This is a genomic window from Enterococcus sp. S22(2020), assembly GCF_020295385.1.
Classification (GTDB): domain Bacteria; phylum Bacillota; class Bacilli; order Lactobacillales; family Enterococcaceae; genus Enterococcus_L; species Enterococcus_L dunnyi.
Genome location: NZ_JACFUD010000001.1, coordinates 306,147 through 322,287, shown reverse-complemented (window position 1 = coordinate 322,287; position 16,141 = coordinate 306,147). Strand labels below are relative to the sequence as shown.

The window sequence follows — 16,141 nt, the reverse complement described above, 5'->3', positions numbered from 1 at the left end:
AAAATAAAGTTGAAAGCTTAAAAAAATGCGTATACGCAATATATTCTAAAGGTGGCGAAAATATGTTCGGTATGGTAAAATATTTTCAGAGGTTTCCCTTCAATTTAATAGTAGTGATTTTAGAAACTTTGTATCTATTGTCATTGGCTAATGATTGAATGGAAGCAGCCAGTAAATTATTCAGAGGAGGATGTTGAATGATAGAAAGAGAAACCTCCAATACATTTGACTTAGTCTCAAAGTATCAGCCGGATGGTGATCAGCCGGAGGCAATCAAGCGATTGACAGAAGGGATCGAAGGCGGCGAGAAAGCTCAGATTCTACTTGGAGCGACAGGAACAGGTAAGACATTTACCATTTCTAATGTAATCACAGAGGTCAATAAGCCAACTCTGGTCATCGCGCATAATAAGACATTAGCTGGACAGCTTTATGGTGAATTCAAAGAATTCTTCCCGAATAACGCGGTCGAGTATTTTGTTAGTTATTATGATTATTACCAGCCAGAGGCTTATGTTCCTTCCAGCGATACATATATAGAAAAAGATGCCAGTATCAATGATGAAATCGATAAATTACGTCACTCAGCAACAAGCTCATTATTAGAAAGAAATGATGTGATCGTTGTTGCTTCGGTTTCTTGTATCTTTGGTTTAGGAGACCCTAAAGAATATAGCGAACAGGTTGTATCGATTCGTGTAGGTATGGAGATGGATCGTAATCAATTGTTGACGAACTTGGTCAATATTCAATTTGAGCGTAATGATATTGACTTTCAGCGGGGCCGTTTTAGAGTTCGGGGAGATGTGGTTGAAATTTTTCCGGCATCTAGAGATGAGCATGCGTTAAGAGTCGAATTTTTTGGTGATGAGATCGAACGAATCAGAGAAGTGGATGCGTTGACGGGAGAAATAATTGCAGAGACAGAGCATGTAGCAATTTTCCCAGCAACTCACTTTGTGACGAATGAAGATCATATGGAGCATGCTATTTCTCAGATTCAAGCAGAATTAGATGAGCGATTAAAAGTATTACGTAGTGAAAATAAATTATTGGAAGCACAACGCTTGGAACAACGAACGAATTATGACATTGAAATGATGCGTGAAATGGGCTACACATCCGGCATCGAGAATTACTCCCGTCACATGGATGGTCGTTCAGAAGGGGAGCCGCCATATACATTACTGGATTTCTTCCCAGATGACTTTCTGTTAGTGATTGATGAATCACATGTGACGATGCCTCAAATCAGAGGGATGTACAATGGAGACCGAGCAAGAAAACAAATGCTGGTCGACTATGGTTTCCGTTTACCAAGTGCATTGGATAATCGCCCGCTTAGGTTGGAAGAATTTGAAGAGCATGTTCATCAAATCGTGTATGTTTCAGCAACTCCAGGGCCATATGAACATGAACAGACGGATACTGTGATCCAGCAGATCATTCGTCCAACTGGCTTACTAGATCCATTGATCGAAGTTCGTCCGATCATGGGACAAATCGATGATCTGGTTGGTGAAATCAATGAACGTGTAGCGAAGAACCAACGGGTTTTCGTTACTACACTCACGAAAAAAATGTCAGAGGATCTAACAGATTACTTCAAAGAATTAGGGATCAAGGTCAAGTATCTGCATAGTGATATCAAAACATTGGAACGAACGGAGATCATTCGAGATCTACGTTTAGGAGAATTCGATGTGTTAGTCGGGATCAACTTACTAAGAGAAGGACTTGATGTACCGGAAGTATCATTGATCGCTATTTTAGATGCTGATAAAGAAGGCTTCTTGAGAAGTGAGCGTTCTCTTGTTCAGACGATCGGAAGAGCGGCGCGGAATTCAGATGGTCGAGTGATCATGTACGCGGATAAAATAACTGATTCGATGCAAAAAGCGATGGATGAAACAGCTCGTCGCCGTTCGATTCAAGAGAAATATAATGAAGAACACGGGATCGTGCCGAAAACGATCATCAAAGAGATTCGGGAATTGATTTCGATTTCTAAGGCGAACAATGAAAAGAATGAACCATTCAAGATCGATAAGTCTTACCATGAAATGACTCGTCAGGAAAAAGCAGATTTATTGATGAAACTGGAAAAAGAAATGAAAGATGCTGCAAAAGCGCTGGACTTTGAAACAGCCGCTACGCTGAGAGATACGATCTTAGAGCTAAAAGCAGCAGATTAAACTGATTTCTTTGAAACATAAGAAAACTCGGCCGAAGGAAATAGAAAATCATAGGAATCGATTGTTCTAAAAACCGACACACACTGTTCAATGATACTTTTTTTGCAGACGAGCAAGTATCAGTACAAAAATGACAGTAACGCTGTGTTTCAAAGTAATGATCACCAGACCAATAAACATAAAGGAGAGCCATTACTCTTACGAATTATTCGTGTAGAAGAAATGGACATCGGACTAAAAAGTGAAAAGGAGAGAAGTAATGGCAAACGATAAAATCGTTATTCATGGTGCACGCGCACATAATTTAAAAGATATAGATGTTACAATTCCGCGAGATAAGATGGTTGTAGTGACAGGTTTATCAGGTTCTGGGAAAAGTTCACTCGCTTTCGATACCTTGTATGCAGAAGGTCAACGCCGATATGTGGAAAGTCTTTCTGCCTATGCTAGACAATTTTTAGGTCAAATGGATAAACCAGATGTCGATAGTATTGATGGATTAAGCCCAGCAATTTCCATCGATCAAAAAACTACTAGTAAAAATCCGCGCTCAACGGTTGGTACGGTGACGGAGATCAATGATTATTTAAGATTATTGTTTGCTCGTGTTGGACATCCAATATGTCCGAATGACAATATTGAGATCACCAGTCAATCAGTTGAACAAATGGTGGATAAAGTCTTAGAATTGCCGGAAAAAACAAAGATCCAAATTTTGGCACCTGTGATCGTGAAGAAAAAAGGGCAACATAAGAAAATTTTCGAAATGATCCAGCGTGAAGGCTATGTTCGGATGCGAGTAGATGGAGAAACGTATGATGTTAGCGAAGCTCCTGAACTTGAGAAAAATAAGAAGCATGATATTTCTATAGTGATCGACCGAATCGTAGTGAAAGACGGCATTCGTTCACGCTTATTTGATTCATTTGAAGCGGCATTACGTTTAGCTGACGGTTATGCATTAGTGGATGTGATCGACGGTGAAGAAATGCTGTTTAGCGAACACTATGCATGTCCTTATTGTGGGTTTACTGTTGGCGAGCTTGAGCCGAGATTGTTTTCTTTCAATGCTCCATTTGGCGCCTGCCCTGATTGTGATGGGTTGGGAAATAAATTGGAAGTAGATAAGGACTTAGTGATCCCTGATGGGACTAAAACCTTACGTGAAGGAGCGATTGTTCCTTGGAATCCGATCAGCTCGCAATATTATCCGCAAATGCTGGAGCAAGCAGCTGAAAGTTTTAATATCGATATGGATACACCATTCAGTGAATTACCAGAAGAGCATCAGGATATTATTTTGAATGGGTCTAATGGAGAAGTTTTTCATTTCCATTATGAAAATGATTTTGGCGGTGTTCGTGATGTTGAAGTACCTTTTGAAGGTGTCTTAACGAATATCAAGCGCCGTTATCATGAAACGAATAGTGATTTCACGCGTGATCAAATGCGTTTATACATGACTGAATTGACTTGTACGACGTGTAAAGGTTATCGCTTAAACCCACAAGCTCTTTCTGTAAAAATCGATAATACAAATATTGGACAAATCAGTGAATTAGCAATCAAAAAAGCAGTAAACTTTTTTGAAACAGTCACTTTATCTGAACAAGAGCAAATGATTGCCAAACCGATTTTAAAGGAAGTAAAAGATCGGTTGAATTTTCTGCAAAATGTTGGTTTAGATTATTTGACTCTTAGTCGAGCTGCGGGAACCTTGTCCGGCGGAGAAGCACAGCGGATTCGTTTAGCTACACAGATCGGTTCCAATTTATCTGGCGTTTTATATATATTGGATGAACCATCAATCGGTCTCCATCAGCGAGATAATGACCGTTTGATCGAGTCACTCAAAAAGATGCGGGATTTAGGAAATACACTGATTGTCGTAGAACATGATGAGGATACGATGCGGGCTTCTGATTATTTGATTGATGTAGGTCCGGGCGCAGGCCACCTTGGTGGAGAAATCGTTGCAGCCGGAACCCCTGATGAGGTAGCAGAAAATCCAAAATCGTTGACAGGTCAGTATCTATCCGGCAAAAAAGTCATTCCAGTACCAAAAGAGCGTCGAAAAGGGAATGGCAAAAAAATCAAGGTTACTGGTGCAGCAGAGAATAATCTGAAGAATGTAACCGTTGAATTTCCTTTAGGTGAATTTGTTGCAGTGACTGGTGTTTCTGGCTCGGGGAAAAGTACACTAGTTAATCAGATCTTAAAAAAGGCCTTGGCACAAAAACTCAACCGTAATTCTAATAAACCTGGGAAGCATAAGAGTATCACGGGCTATAAAGAAATCGAAAAAATCATTGATATCGACCAAAGTCCGATCGGTCGAACACCGCGTAGTAATCCTGCAACCTATACAAGTGTTTTCGATGACATCCGTGATTTATTTGCAAAAACGAATGAAGCAAAAGTGCGTGGCTATAAAAAGGGCCGTTTTAGCTTTAACGTAAAAGGTGGTCGCTGTGAAGCTTGTCGCGGAGATGGAATCATCAAGATCGAAATGCACTTTTTACCTGATGTATATGTTCCTTGTGAAGTTTGTCATGGCAAACGCTATAACTCTGAAACGTTAGAAGTCCATTATAAAGGCAAAACGATTGCTGATATTCTTGATTTGACAGTGGAAGATGCTGTAGACTTTTTCCAACATATTCCTAAGATCCATCGTAAATTAAAAACAATCGTTGATGTAGGATTAGGTTATGTGACGTTAGGACAGCCCGCAACGACATTATCAGGTGGGGAAGCACAACGGATGAAGCTGGCTAGTGAACTGCACAAAAATTCCAATGGTAAAAACTTCTATATCTTGGATGAACCAACCACTGGTCTGCATACGGATGATATTGCTCGTTTGCTGCTTGTATTGGAACGATTAGTTGAGGCGGGAAATACTGTCTTAGTGATCGAGCATAATCTAGATGTCATCAAGTCAGCGGATCATGTGATCGATCTTGGTCCAGAAGGCGGAGATGGTGGAGGAACGATCGTTGCCACTGGAACGCCGGAAGATATTGCAAAAGTCAAAACTAGCTATACTGGTAAATATTTGAAACGGGTTCTATGATATTGGTCTACTCCATTTAGGACGTGATTTTACAAAACTTAAAGAATGTGTGAAGATTAGAGGAAATTTAGTGAGTAGTCTTGATTTCTTCATTTTCATACAGTAAAATCACTCACAGGTAGATATATTGTTCAACCTAATTGGTATATATCTTTCCTTCTATAAATAACCCGTTCAAAAAAGAAAAAACAGTTTTTCATTTATTTGAAAACTGTTTTTTTGTTTCTTATATTTATTTTAGATGTGAAAAAAGTAAATATAAACCAAAAGTAAATGAGAAAAAAATGAACAAGATGGAGAAACTCTTGTTTTTTAATAACTTTAATTTAAAAATAGTCAAAAAAAGGTAAATTATATACGTATGTTGGACGGTACATTTGAATAAAATCATGATATTCTATACATACGAAAAAAGTATGGAAGGATGATTTTTCTTGGAAAAAAGAGAAATTAAGATTGGCGCTCATTATGTTTGTCATGGCTCAAACTTTTCTTGGTTCTTTATTGGAGAAGCCATCTCTAAAAAAGAAGATGACTTGGAAGTAAGAGTTCTTAAATGTCACCCAACCGACCGTTCGAATATCAAGTGTGACGATCCGATTTTAAGCTTGGATTATTTAAATGTAATCGAAGATGTATAATCGTTCCTTTATTATTTTTATAATATGTATATCGTAAAAGCAAACAGAAATAGAAAATTTCTGCTTTGCTTTTTTTGTTTGATCTGATGTCAAGATGTCAAATGGTCATTTTTATTTAAAGATAGCCAATGTAAAAGACTGGAATGGTTGAAAAGCTTTCATTGATACGCCCGGAATGTTATAATTAGTCAAATGCTATTAAAGGGGCGCTGTAAAATGGCTGATAATTTACAATTAGTAATAATCACTGGAATGAGCGGAGCAGGTAAAACTGTCGCAATTCAAAGCTTTGAAGATATGGGATATTTTTGTATTGATAATATGCCGCCAAGTCTGATTCCCAAATTTTGGGAATTGATCAAGGAATCAGGCAAAGTAACTAAAATTGCTTTGGTGATCGATTTACGTTCGCGTAATTTCTTTAGAGAAATTCAGGATATGTTGGTCGAACTTGAAAATACGAATTTGATCGATACGACGATCATGTTTTTAGATGCAACTGATGAAGAGTTAGTTTCGCGCTATAAAGAAACTAGACGTGCACATCCGTTAGCTATGGATGGCTTGGTCACAGAAGGGATCAGAAAAGAACGTGCGATTCTGGAAGAAATCAGAGGAGACGCTCAGGTCGTCATCGATACAACGGATCTTTCTCCAAGACAACTAAGAGAACGAATCAATGAAGAATTTAAAACACGCGACACACATGGGTTTCGTGTGGAGATGGTGTCGTTTGGGTTTAAATATGGTCTGCCGATCGATGCAGATATTGTAATGGATGTACGTTTTTTACCAAACCCTCACTATATACCAGAGTTGAGACCATTGACTGGGCAAGATAAATCTGTTTACGACTATGTTATGAGTTTTCCTGAAACAGAAGAATTTTACACTCGTTTCATCGATCTATTGCAACACGTGATGCCTGGCTATGAAAAAGAAGGCAAATCAAGTATCACGATCGCAATCGGCTGCACTGGCGGACAACATCGTTCAGTCGCTTTGACAGAACGAGTAGGCAAAGAACTTGGTAAGGAGTATCATGTGAACATTACTCATCGTGATAAAGGAAAACGGAAAGAGACGGTGAACCGCTCATGAAAATGAAAACTTACCGGATCAGAAAGCCTAAGATCGTTGTTGTCGGTGGGGGTACTGGGCTGCCTGTTATTTTAAAAAGCTTGAGAAATCAAAGCGCGGATATCACTGCTGTTGTAACAGTTGCTGATGATGGAGGCAGTAGTGGTGAAATCCGGGAATCAATGAACCTGACTCCTCCCGGTGATCTACGTAATGTGCTCGTTGCTTTATCGGATATGCCGCAGTTGTATGAAGATATTTTTCAGTATCGTTTTGATAAATCAGATAAGTATTTTGCTAATCATGCGATCGGCAATCTAATTATTGCCGCAGTTTCTGAAATGCGTGGTAGTACGTATGAAGCGATCCAATTGTTATCAAAAATGATGCATGTGGACGGACATATTTTTCCTTCATCAGAAAGACCATTGACCTTACATGCTGTTTTCAAAGATGGAACAGTGGCAGTTGGTGAATCGAATATTGCTGTAGATCGAAAAACGATCGATTATGTTTTTGTAACAAATACAAACGACGATGAACAGCCAAAAGCTGCTAGAAAAGTAGTAAAAGCAATTGAAGAAGCAGACATGATCGTTTTAGGTCCGGGAAGTTTATTTACTAGTATTTTGCCAAACTTGGTGATCAGTGAAATTGGAGATGCCATTATCAATGCAGAAGGTGAAGTCGTGTATATTTGTAATATCATGACACAAAAAGGTGAAACTGAACACTTTACAGATGCAGATCATGTTTGTGTTTTACACGATCATCTCAAAAGTAAGTTTGTTGATACGGTATTAGTCAACACAGAAAAAGTACCTGACGGATACATGGATCCGGACGTTTATGATGAGTATCTTGTACAAGTGGAGCATGACTTTCAAAAATTAAGATCGGAAGGTTGCCGAGTGATTTCTACTGATTTTCTGAAATTAAGAGACGGCGGCGTTTTTCATGATGGTGATAAGGTAGTTGACGAGTTGTTCCGAATCGTTTTTGGAGCAAGGTACTAAAAGGAAAAGAGAGGGGGAGAGAAAAATGTCTTTTGCCTCAGATGTGAAGAAAGAACTAACGACGCTAGAAGTCCATCGGGAACATGCTAGAGCAGAACTGGCTGCATTGATTCGAATGAATGGGTCACTAAGCATCGTGAATCAGCAATTCGTGTTGAATGTCCAAACAGAAAATGCTGCGATCGCAAGACGTATTTATTCTCTTTTAAAAGATCATTATGACGTACGATCGGAGTTACTCGTTCGAAAAAAAATGAAGCTGAAGAAGAACAATGTTTATATTGTTCGTTTAAAGCAGGGAACTAAAGACGTTCTTGCAGATTTAGATATTTTAGATGGAATGATGTTCAATAGCCATGTATCAGATGAAATCATGGGGAATGCCCAAAAGATGAGATCTTATTTACGTGGTGCTTTTATGGCTTCTGGCTCAGTCAATAATCCTGAAACCAGTCGTTACCATTTAGAAATATTTTCTATTTATGAAGAACACAATGAAGATATTTGTCAAATGCTGAATTATTATGATTTGAATGCACGGACGCTAGAGAGAAGAAACGGCTATATTTCTTATTTGAAAGGTGCAGAACGGATCGCTGATTTTTTAACATTGATCGGTGCAACGAATTCGATGTTAAAATTTGAAGATGTCCGAATCGTGCGGGATATGCGCAATTCTGTTAATCGTTTGGTCAATTGCGAAACAGCGAACTTAAATAAGACGATCGATGCTGCATCAAAACAAATTGAAAATATCCAGTATATTGAAAGTGTGGTAGGCTTAACGGCTCTACCGGAAAAATTACAGGAAATCGCTGAATTGCGTTTGGAATATCCGGAAGTCAGTCTGAAAGAACTTGGTGAGATGATTCCTTCAGGTGCAATTTCAAAATCGGGGATCAATCATCGAATCAGGAAAATCAATGAATTTGCTGAAAAACTTAGAGAAAAAAGTGCATAGCTGCAAAGTTACGTGAACTAAAAAATAGAAATCAGGTGAAAGAAATGGGTGTTGAGGATAAAGACTTTATTATGCGGCAAATCAAACAATTAGGTGAAGGTTTGGGCGACTTTTTAGGTAAAGAAGATGTAGATAAAATCTTGAATTTTAGTGAAGACGCCCAAAAAGAAACGCAAGATTCGCTCGCTGAAAAGAAACTAAAGAGAAAACAAGAACAAAAAACAAAGACAAAGCCACAATAGCTTTGTCTTTGTTTTTTTATTTTCCTTCAATGTAGCTGATCAATTCTTCCGTTGTAACAGATTCATCAAAGATATGTTCACCAATAACGATCGTTGGAACAAATTTGATATTAGCAGCATTTGCTTCAGCAATCACAGCATCGATCATTGCAGGATTTTTCTTTTCGGCTAGCTGTAGGTTATCTTGGGCAAAGATGGCAACATCTGCTAATGAAAGATGCCCCCATTGATCTTGCGTGTCATACATTTGTTTTAAACTAAGTAATCCTCTTTCTGGTAAGTCGTAATCAATGTGGTGATGCATCACGTTTCCAGGCTGTAATGTTTCTTTCTCTTTATCAAATAGCTTGATAATGCGCTGAACTTTTCCTTCTTTAACATATTTTTCTAAAAGGTCAAAAGAGTCTTCAAACCATTTTTTACAGTAGGGACAACGAACATTCATAAATTCGACCATCTTTACTGGAGCTGATTCTTGACCAATGACTAAACCATTTTTTGTAGTGACTTTTGTTGCATCGATAATTGAGATATCCATGTTATACATCCTTTCATTTCTTTACTTATAGTGTAGCGTTTTTTAGTCTAAGTTGAAATAAAAATGTCCAAAATCCGGAAAAGAATTTTGGACATCTGATTTTAGGTTTAGCTTAAGGCACTGCTATTTTCCATTACTTCATCGATCAAGCCGTATTCTTTTGCCTGTTGAGCTGTCATGAAGTTGTCACGATCTGTGTCGCGTTCGATGACTTCTAAAGGCTGACCAGTACGCTCAGCCAAGATTTTGTTCAAACGGTCACGCGTATCCAAGATATGTTTTGCAGCGATTTCGATTTCTGTCGCTTGTCCTTGTGCACCACCAAGTGGTTGATGGATCATGATTTCAGCATTAGGCAAGGCAAAACGTTTACCTTTTTGACCAGCAGTTAGTAAAAAGCTGCCCATTGATGCAGCCATCCCAAGTACGATCGTTTGGACGTCTGCTTTAACAAAATTCATTGTATCAAAAATTGCTAAACCAGCAGAAACACTTCCGCCAGGAGAATTGATGTAAATGTAAATGTCCTTTTCAGAGTCTTGTGCATCCAAAAATAATAATTGAGCAATTACTGAGTTGGCTACATTATCATCGATCGGACCACTTAACATAATGATTCTATCTTTTAATAATCGTGAATAAATATCATAAGCTCTTTCTCCACGAGATGACTGTTCAATGACTGTTGGTATTAAGTTCATAGTATATTCCTCCTATATAAAAAGCTCTTCAAATCATTTTATCACAAAGCATACCTGAATGCTTAAAAAAAGTATACTTTATTGGTCAAAAAAGGTCAACTTAAATGAACTGAAAAAATAGAAGGTAGAAACGTTGAGTCGTGTTTCTGCCTTCTACTATTATTCTCAAAATAAATATTATGAAGTGACAACAATGTTGCCATTTTGGTCAGCAGGCTTCAATAAAGTTATGATCGCAGTGAAGAAAGCAATAAGAGCTGGAATGCCAGTCCAACTGAAAACAAGATACATGATGCCTTTTCCAGAAAAACCAGAGTAGAATTTATGAGCACCGATCCAGCCTAAGAAAAATGCTAGAATGAAATAAATCCATTTATTGACTACTCTACCTTGTTGTACATAACCACCAACTGATTGAGTATTATTGTTTTCATTGACAATATTGATGTTGATTTTGTCTTGCAGATTTTCTGCATTTGTTTTTGCTTCTGTTTTATGGATGATCAGTTCATCGCCATCTTCAAATACTTCAACCAAATCCCCAATTTCTGGTTTGAAGTTCAACCATTCATAAGGAGCTCTGATCGTACTCCCATCCTCATTAGCAATAATAACTTCCTCAAAATCCAATTTAATCACTTTTTTCCCCATTTTTAAATCCCCACTTTATAATAATATAATTACCATTATATTATATCATCAACTTATAAAGTAATCTATATAACTTTTAAAGATCACGTTTCAAAAAGAATTGAAAATTTTTAAGTAAATGAATCCTTTTTATTTTTTTGTTCTATGTTTTTACGCTTGTGAAAGAGTATGTTATACTAAAAAAGCAAGTAAAGAAGAGTGAGGGGATTCGGATGGTTGTTTTTATCGCAGGCATAACAGGCGTATTAGTTGGCGCAGTGATTGTGTCGATCAGCGTTGCTTTACGAGTGACGTTTGAAGAACGAAAAGCAGCACGTTATCGTGAGCTGGAACATTTCGTCAAAGAAATCGAAACATTGAATCTTTTGAACAAAAAAATCAATGAAATTTTGCAAAAGAGAGATATTTATGTCGATAAATCTGTTAACTTTATTTCTATGGATGATTGTTATATCAGCATCGACGACTTTATATATTTGGAATCTTTTTCTGCGCAAAACAATTTCTATCTTCCTACTTATCTAGTCGAAGAGTTTTTCAAAAAGATTGCTCACAGAAAAGTAATTTTGACCCCGGATGAAGTCATCTCAATGGGTGGAAGTACCTATAAGGGTGGAAAATTGATTTTAGAAACTTTTTCAGAAGAGTTGTTGACGATCATCGAAGATAAAAAAAGACAAATGAAACGTCTGTCGCACAAACCGCTGTATTATTTCCAAAAGAGCTAAAAAGCCCGTACCTTAAGTGAAAGGTACGGCTTTTTTTATTTATAAAACATAAAGTCAAAAAACAACAACAAACATTTTTAGAATTTTCTGACATTTTTCACCATTTTTTATTGACAATCTCATTTATTAGGTTTATAGTTAACAAAAGCTTTTATTTATCACATTGAATTTTAATCTTTATAGATTTTGAACGAGGAGACCATTGCCATGAAGAAGACCAACAACAACCACGTATTAGTCATTATTTTATCGTGAAGGACTTAGAACACTGAGAAATTTTGCAGATGTTTGAGTCCTGTTTGTCTTTGGTAAATGGGATTCTTACTAAGACATCCCATTCATTATGATTGGGATGTTTTTTTGTAGAAAACAATGTAAAGAAAGTTAACTGAATTGGAGTGGATGAAGAATGCGTAGTGATCAAATAAAAAAAGGAATCGAAGCAGCACCGGCAAGAAGCTTGCTATATGCAACTGGACAAGTAAAAAATGCCAGAGATATGGAGAAGCCATTTATTGCGATTTGCAATTCGTATATTGATATTGTGCCTGGACATGTTCATCTAAGAGAATTAGCGGATGTTGCTAAAGAAGCGATTCGTGAAGCAGGAGGAATTCCTTTTGAATTCAATACGATCGGCGTTGATGACGGGATCGCGATGGGGCACATTGGTATGCGCTATTCATTACCAAGTAGAGAGATCATTGCGGACGCAGCGGAGACAGTGATCAATGCTCATTGGTTTGACGGTGTTTTCTATATTCCAAATTGCGACAAAATTACGCCAGGTATGCTCATGGCTAGTGTTCGAACGAATGTACCAGCGATTTTTTGCTCTGGTGGGCCAATGAAAGCAGGAATCGACCCAAGAGGACATACGACGACCTTATCTTCTATGTTTGAAGCAGTCGGGACTTTTAAAGAAGGAAAGATGACAGCAGAAGAATTTAAGTTCATGGAAGAAAATGCTTGTCCAACTTGCGGCTCTTGTGCGGGCATGTTTACAGCAAATTCTATGAATTGTTTAATGGAAGTCTTGGGATTGGCTCTTCCAGGGAATGGGACGATTTTAGCAGTTTCTGATGAACGAAAGGAATTGGTTAGAAAGTCAGCATTCCATCTGATGGACTTAGTTAAAAAACAAATCAAGCCAAGAGATATCGTCACTAAAGAGGCAATCGATGATGCTTTTGCTTTGGACATGGCTATGGGCGGCTCTACGAATACTGTTTTGCATACATTGGCGATTGCGAATGAAGCAGAAATTGATTACAACCTTGAAGAAGTCAATGAAATCGCCAAACGAGTTCCGTATCTTTCAAAAATTGCTCCTTCTTCTGCTTATTCCATGCACGATGTACATGAAGCTGGAGGAGTACCAGCGATCATGAAAGAACTAGTTGATTTGGGGAATGCAATTCATCCAGATAGAATCACTGTAACAGGAAAAACGATCAGAGAAAATGTTCAGGATGCAGTGATCAAAAATGAAGAAGTCATCCATCCTAAAGAAAATCCATACAGCCCAGTCGGTGGGTTATCGATCCTTTACGGAAATATTGCACCAAAAGGCAGCGTAATAAAGGTTGGTGGAGTTGATCCATCGATCAAGAAATTTGTCGGTAAAGCGATCTGTTTCAGCTCTCATGATGAAGCGGTTGAAGCAATCGATAATCATACAGTGAAAAAAGGACATGTAGTCGTTATTCGTTATGAAGGACCAAAGGGTGGACCGGGAATGCCGGAAATGCTGGCGCCAACATCAAGTATTGTCGGACGTGGTTTAGGTAAAGATGTGGCTCTGATCACAGATGGCCGATTTTCAGGTGCTACGCGCGGGATCGCAGTAGGACACATTTCACCTGAAGCAGCAGCTGGTGGTCCCATTGCTTTAATTGAAGACGGAGATGAAATTGAGATAGATTTAACTAATCGCACATTAGAATTACATGTTTCTGATGAAGAGCTAGCTAAACGAAATGACCATTTACCAAAATTCAAAGCGAAAGTAAAAACAGGATATTTGGCGCGTTATACAGCATTGGTCACGTCAGCTCACACAGGAGGAATCATGCAGATTCCAGAAGACCTGCTAGACTAGAGGAGGGAAGTTCATGGCAGAACAACAGAAAAAAATGAAAAGCGGCTCAAAGATTTTGATTGATGCGTTGTTGAAACAAAAGGTTGAAATGATTTTTGGTTATCCGGGTGGTGCAGTACTTCCTCTATATGATGCTTTATATGATGGGGACATTCCTCATATCTTGACACGACATGAACAAGGAGCAGTTCATGCAGCAGAAGGCTATGCAAAAGCAACAGGTAAACCAGGAGTGGTTATCGTTACAAGCGGACCTGGAGCAACAAATGCGATAACAGGTATTGCAGATGCCATGAGTGATTCAATTCCGATGGTCGTTTTTACAGGGCAAGTGATCACTGATGGTATTGGAAAAGATGCATTTCAAGAAGCGGATGTTATTGGCTTGACCATGCCGATCACAAAGAATAATTACCAAGTTCGTGATACAAAGGAATTGCCAAGAATCATTGAAGAGGCTTTTCACATTGCAACTACAGGTAGAAAAGGACCAGTCGTGATCGATTTACCAAAAGATATGACTGTAATGGAGGCGGAAGCCGATATTGAGGTCAAACTTCATTTGCCAAGTTATCAGCCGACGGTCAAACCAAATAAACTGCAAGTAAAAAAACTAATGGGAGCATTAGCTGTCGCTAAAAAACCGTTAGTACTTGTAGGAGCGGGTGTTTTACATGCAGATGCTGGAAAAGAGCTAGTTGAATTTATCACGAAATATCAACTGCCAGCATTAAGTTCTTTGCTTGGATTAGGAGCGATCCCGACGGAGCAAGAGTTGTTCTTAGGAATGGGCGGGATGCATGGATCTTTCGCGGCGAATATGGCATTAACTGATTGTGATCTATTGATTAATATTGGATCGCGTTTTGATGACCGATTGGCAAGTGCACCGAAAGAATTCGCTTCAAATGCAATAATTGCACATGTAGATATCGATCCCGCTGAAATCGGAAAAATCATTGATACTCAGATCCCGATCGTAGCTGATGCCAAAGAGACATTGAAGGAAATGTTGAAGATCGATGTGACTTGTGGTGGCTGGAATGATTGGAACAAACTGAATCTCTCAAGAAAAAAATTACATCCATTTAAATACGATAAAGAACAAGAGGCAGAAATCAAGCCGCAAAAAGTAATTGAATTCATTGGTGAATTAACCAAAGGAGAAGCGATCGTTGCGACAGATGTTGGACAGCATCAAATGTGGGCGGCTCAATTTTATCCATTTAAAAATGAAAAGCAGCTAGTCACTAGTGGAGGGCTTGGAACAATGGGGTACGGTGTTCCAGCAGCAATTGGCGCAAAACTAGGTTGTCCAGATAAAGAAGTTGTCTTATTTGTTGGCGATGGCGGCTTCCAAATGACGAATCAAGAATTAGCCATTTTAAATGAGTATAATATTCCGATCAAAATCGTCATTTTAAATAATCAGTCCTTAGGGATGGTTCGTCAGTGGCAAGAGAGCTTTTTCAATAATCGCCGTTCAGAGTCTGTTTTTTCCAGTCAGCCTGATTTTGTAAAAATGGCTGAAGCATATCATATCAAAGGTGTTAAAATCGATGATCCGAAAATGTTGGAGAAGGCGCTGACAGAAGCCTTCAAGGAAACGGGACCAATACTTATCGAAGTAATGGTTTCTCCGACAGAACACGTGCTGCCGATGGTTCCAGCTGGAAAAGCGAACTATCAGATGTTGGGGGTGGAGTAAATGAGGCGCATTATCACTGCAACAGTTAACAATAATTCTGGTGTGCTGAACCGTTTTAGTGGGGTATTGACACGAAGACAGGTGAATATTGACAGTATCTCAGTTGGTCCAACAGAACAAGAACATGTTTCAAGAATAACGATAGTTGTTCAGGTAGCGGATTTAAATGAAAGTGAACAGGTCACAAAGCAATTAAACAAACAAATCGATGTGATCAAAGTTTCTGATATCACAGACGAAGCTCATTTGGAAAGAGAATTGGCATTAGTTAAAGTCAACGCACCTGCTGCGGTTCGGGCAGAATTATTTTCAGTCATCGATCCATTTCGAGCAAATGTCATCGACGTTGGAACACGTTCTGTTGTTATTCAAGTTACGGGTACCAGTGAAAAGATCAGTGCATTTGTTGATGTGGTCGCACCATATGGCATCAAACAGCTTGCACGTACTGGCGTTACAGGATTTACAAGAGGCAACAATTAAAAAAGGGTTTTAAGCATACG

At 38.5% G+C, this 16,141-nt stretch carries 15 protein-coding genes; 12 read left to right on the top strand and 3 right to left on the bottom strand.

Annotated elements, in window-relative coordinates:
* The first annotated feature begins 197 nt into the window (after positions 1-197).
* The 8 genes from uvrB to H3T55_RS01435 all read left to right on the top strand — a co-directional run bounded on the left by uvrB (position 198) and on the right by H3T55_RS01435 (position 9,211).
* On the top strand, positions 198-2,195 hold the full coding sequence (uvrB, locus tag H3T55_RS01470; protein ID WP_225533004.1) for an excinuclease ABC subunit UvrB: 1,998 nt from the start codon (positions 198-200) through the stop codon (positions 2,193-2,195).
* A 90-nt stretch (positions 2,196-2,285) separates the two neighbouring features.
* Positions 2,286-2,468 (top strand): hypothetical protein, encoded by a 183-nt coding sequence (locus H3T55_RS01465; RefSeq protein WP_225550070.1) that lies wholly within the window; start codon positions 2,286-2,288, stop codon positions 2,466-2,468.
* Positions 2,455-5,271, top strand: a complete 2,817-nt coding sequence (uvrA, locus tag H3T55_RS01460) for an excinuclease ABC subunit UvrA (protein ID WP_087639571.1) — start codon at positions 2,455-2,457, stop codon at positions 5,269-5,271. Before H3T55_RS01465 ends, uvrA begins: the two co-directional genes overlap by 14 nt.
* A gap of 434 nt (positions 5,272-5,705) precedes the next feature.
* The gene (locus H3T55_RS01455; RefSeq protein ID WP_087639572.1) at positions 5,706-5,912 is read left to right on the top strand and encodes a hypothetical protein; all 207 of its coding nucleotides are present in this window, start codon (positions 5,706-5,708) and stop codon (positions 5,910-5,912) included.
* Between the two features lie 216 nt (positions 5,913-6,128).
* On the top strand, positions 6,129-7,013 hold the full coding sequence (rapZ, locus tag H3T55_RS01450; protein ID WP_225533005.1) for an RNase adapter RapZ: 885 nt from the start codon (positions 6,129-6,131) through the stop codon (positions 7,011-7,013).
* A complete protein-coding gene (locus tag H3T55_RS01445) occupies positions 7,010-8,008 on the top strand; it encodes a gluconeogenesis factor YvcK family protein (RefSeq protein WP_176372749.1) in 999 nt (332 codons plus the stop codon). Before rapZ ends, H3T55_RS01445 begins: the two co-directional genes overlap by 4 nt.
* A 25-nt stretch (positions 8,009-8,033) precedes the next feature.
* Positions 8,034-8,969, top strand: a complete 936-nt coding sequence (gene whiA, locus H3T55_RS01440; protein ID WP_087639574.1) for a DNA-binding protein WhiA — start codon at positions 8,034-8,036, stop codon at positions 8,967-8,969.
* A 44-nt stretch (positions 8,970-9,013) separates the two neighbouring features.
* The gene (locus tag H3T55_RS01435; protein WP_225533006.1) at positions 9,014-9,211 is read left to right on the top strand and encodes a hypothetical protein; all 198 of its coding nucleotides are present in this window, start codon (positions 9,014-9,016) and stop codon (positions 9,209-9,211) included.
* Between the two features lie 16 nt (positions 9,212-9,227).
* Here the strand turns inward: H3T55_RS01435 and H3T55_RS01430 are convergent, their stop codons facing one another.
* The 3 genes from H3T55_RS01430 to H3T55_RS01420 all read right to left on the bottom strand — a co-directional run bounded on the left by H3T55_RS01430 (position 9,228) and on the right by H3T55_RS01420 (position 11,101).
* Positions 9,228-9,749 carry a DsbA family protein gene (locus H3T55_RS01430; RefSeq protein WP_225533007.1) on the bottom strand — a complete coding sequence of 174 codons (522 nt, stop codon included), beginning with the start codon at positions 9,747-9,749 and terminating at the stop codon, positions 9,228-9,230.
* A gap of 107 nt (positions 9,750-9,856) precedes the next feature.
* Positions 9,857-10,450, bottom strand: a complete 594-nt coding sequence (gene clpP / locus H3T55_RS01425) for an ATP-dependent Clp endopeptidase proteolytic subunit ClpP (protein WP_087639577.1) — start codon at positions 10,448-10,450, stop codon at positions 9,857-9,859.
* 177 nt (positions 10,451-10,627) lie between these two features.
* Positions 10,628-11,101, bottom strand: a complete 474-nt coding sequence (locus tag H3T55_RS01420; RefSeq protein WP_225533008.1) for a TM2 domain-containing protein — start codon at positions 11,099-11,101, stop codon at positions 10,628-10,630.
* Positions 11,102-11,313: 212 nt separating this feature from the next.
* Here H3T55_RS01420 and H3T55_RS01415 point away from each other — a divergent pair, with 212 nt between their 5' ends.
* The 4 genes from H3T55_RS01415 to ilvN all read left to right on the top strand — a co-directional run bounded on the left by H3T55_RS01415 (position 11,314) and on the right by ilvN (position 16,121).
* Positions 11,314-11,829 carry a hypothetical protein gene (locus H3T55_RS01415; protein ID WP_087639579.1) on the top strand — a complete coding sequence of 172 codons (516 nt, stop codon included), beginning with the start codon at positions 11,314-11,316 and terminating at the stop codon, positions 11,827-11,829.
* 409 nt (positions 11,830-12,238) lie between these two features.
* Positions 12,239-13,930 carry a dihydroxy-acid dehydratase gene (ilvD, locus tag H3T55_RS01410; protein WP_225533009.1) on the top strand — a complete coding sequence of 564 codons (1,692 nt, stop codon included), beginning with the start codon at positions 12,239-12,241 and terminating at the stop codon, positions 13,928-13,930.
* 13 nt (positions 13,931-13,943) lie between these two features.
* Positions 13,944-15,638 (top strand): biosynthetic-type acetolactate synthase large subunit, encoded by a 1,695-nt coding sequence (gene ilvB / locus H3T55_RS01405; RefSeq protein ID WP_225533010.1) that lies wholly within the window; start codon positions 13,944-13,946, stop codon positions 15,636-15,638.
* Positions 15,639-16,121, top strand: a complete 483-nt coding sequence (gene ilvN, locus H3T55_RS01400) for an acetolactate synthase small subunit (RefSeq protein ID WP_087639582.1) — start codon at positions 15,639-15,641, stop codon at positions 16,119-16,121.
* Positions 16,122-16,141 lie beyond the last annotated feature (20 nt).

What these genes read in the sequence shown, in the direction of transcription:
- ilvB (WP_225533010.1), top strand. Translation starts at nt 13,944, where the DNA reads ATGGCAGAACAACAGAAAAAAATGAAAAGCGGCTCAAAGATTTTGATT.
- uvrA (WP_087639571.1), top strand. Translation starts at nt 2,455, where the DNA reads ATGGCAAACGATAAAATCGTTATTCATGGTGCACGCGCACATAATTTA.
- H3T55_RS01465 (WP_225550070.1), top strand. Translation starts at nt 2,286, where the DNA reads ATGATACTTTTTTTGCAGACGAGCAAGTATCAGTACAAAAATGACAGT.
- whiA (WP_087639574.1), top strand. Translation starts at nt 8,034, where the DNA reads ATGTCTTTTGCCTCAGATGTGAAGAAAGAACTAACGACGCTAGAAGTC.
- rapZ (WP_225533005.1), top strand. Translation starts at nt 6,129, where the DNA reads ATGGCTGATAATTTACAATTAGTAATAATCACTGGAATGAGCGGAGCA.
- ilvD (WP_225533009.1), top strand. Translation starts at nt 12,239, where the DNA reads ATGCGTAGTGATCAAATAAAAAAAGGAATCGAAGCAGCACCGGCAAGA.
- ilvN (WP_087639582.1), top strand. Translation starts at nt 15,639, where the DNA reads ATGAGGCGCATTATCACTGCAACAGTTAACAATAATTCTGGTGTGCTG.
- H3T55_RS01445 (WP_176372749.1), top strand. Translation starts at nt 7,010, where the DNA reads ATGAAAATGAAAACTTACCGGATCAGAAAGCCTAAGATCGTTGTTGTC.
- H3T55_RS01435 (WP_225533006.1), top strand. Translation starts at nt 9,014, where the DNA reads ATGGGTGTTGAGGATAAAGACTTTATTATGCGGCAAATCAAACAATTA.
- uvrB (WP_225533004.1), top strand. Translation starts at nt 198, where the DNA reads ATGATAGAAAGAGAAACCTCCAATACATTTGACTTAGTCTCAAAGTAT.
- H3T55_RS01420 (WP_225533008.1), bottom strand. Translation starts at nt 11,101, where the DNA reads ATGGGGAAAAAAGTGATTAAATTGGATTTTGAGGAAGTTATTATTGCT.
- H3T55_RS01430 (WP_225533007.1), bottom strand. Translation starts at nt 9,749, where the DNA reads ATGGATATCTCAATTATCGATGCAACAAAAGTCACTACAAAAAATGGT.
- clpP (WP_087639577.1), bottom strand. Translation starts at nt 10,450, where the DNA reads ATGAACTTAATACCAACAGTCATTGAACAGTCATCTCGTGGAGAAAGA.
- H3T55_RS01415 (WP_087639579.1), top strand. Translation starts at nt 11,314, where the DNA reads ATGGTTGTTTTTATCGCAGGCATAACAGGCGTATTAGTTGGCGCAGTG.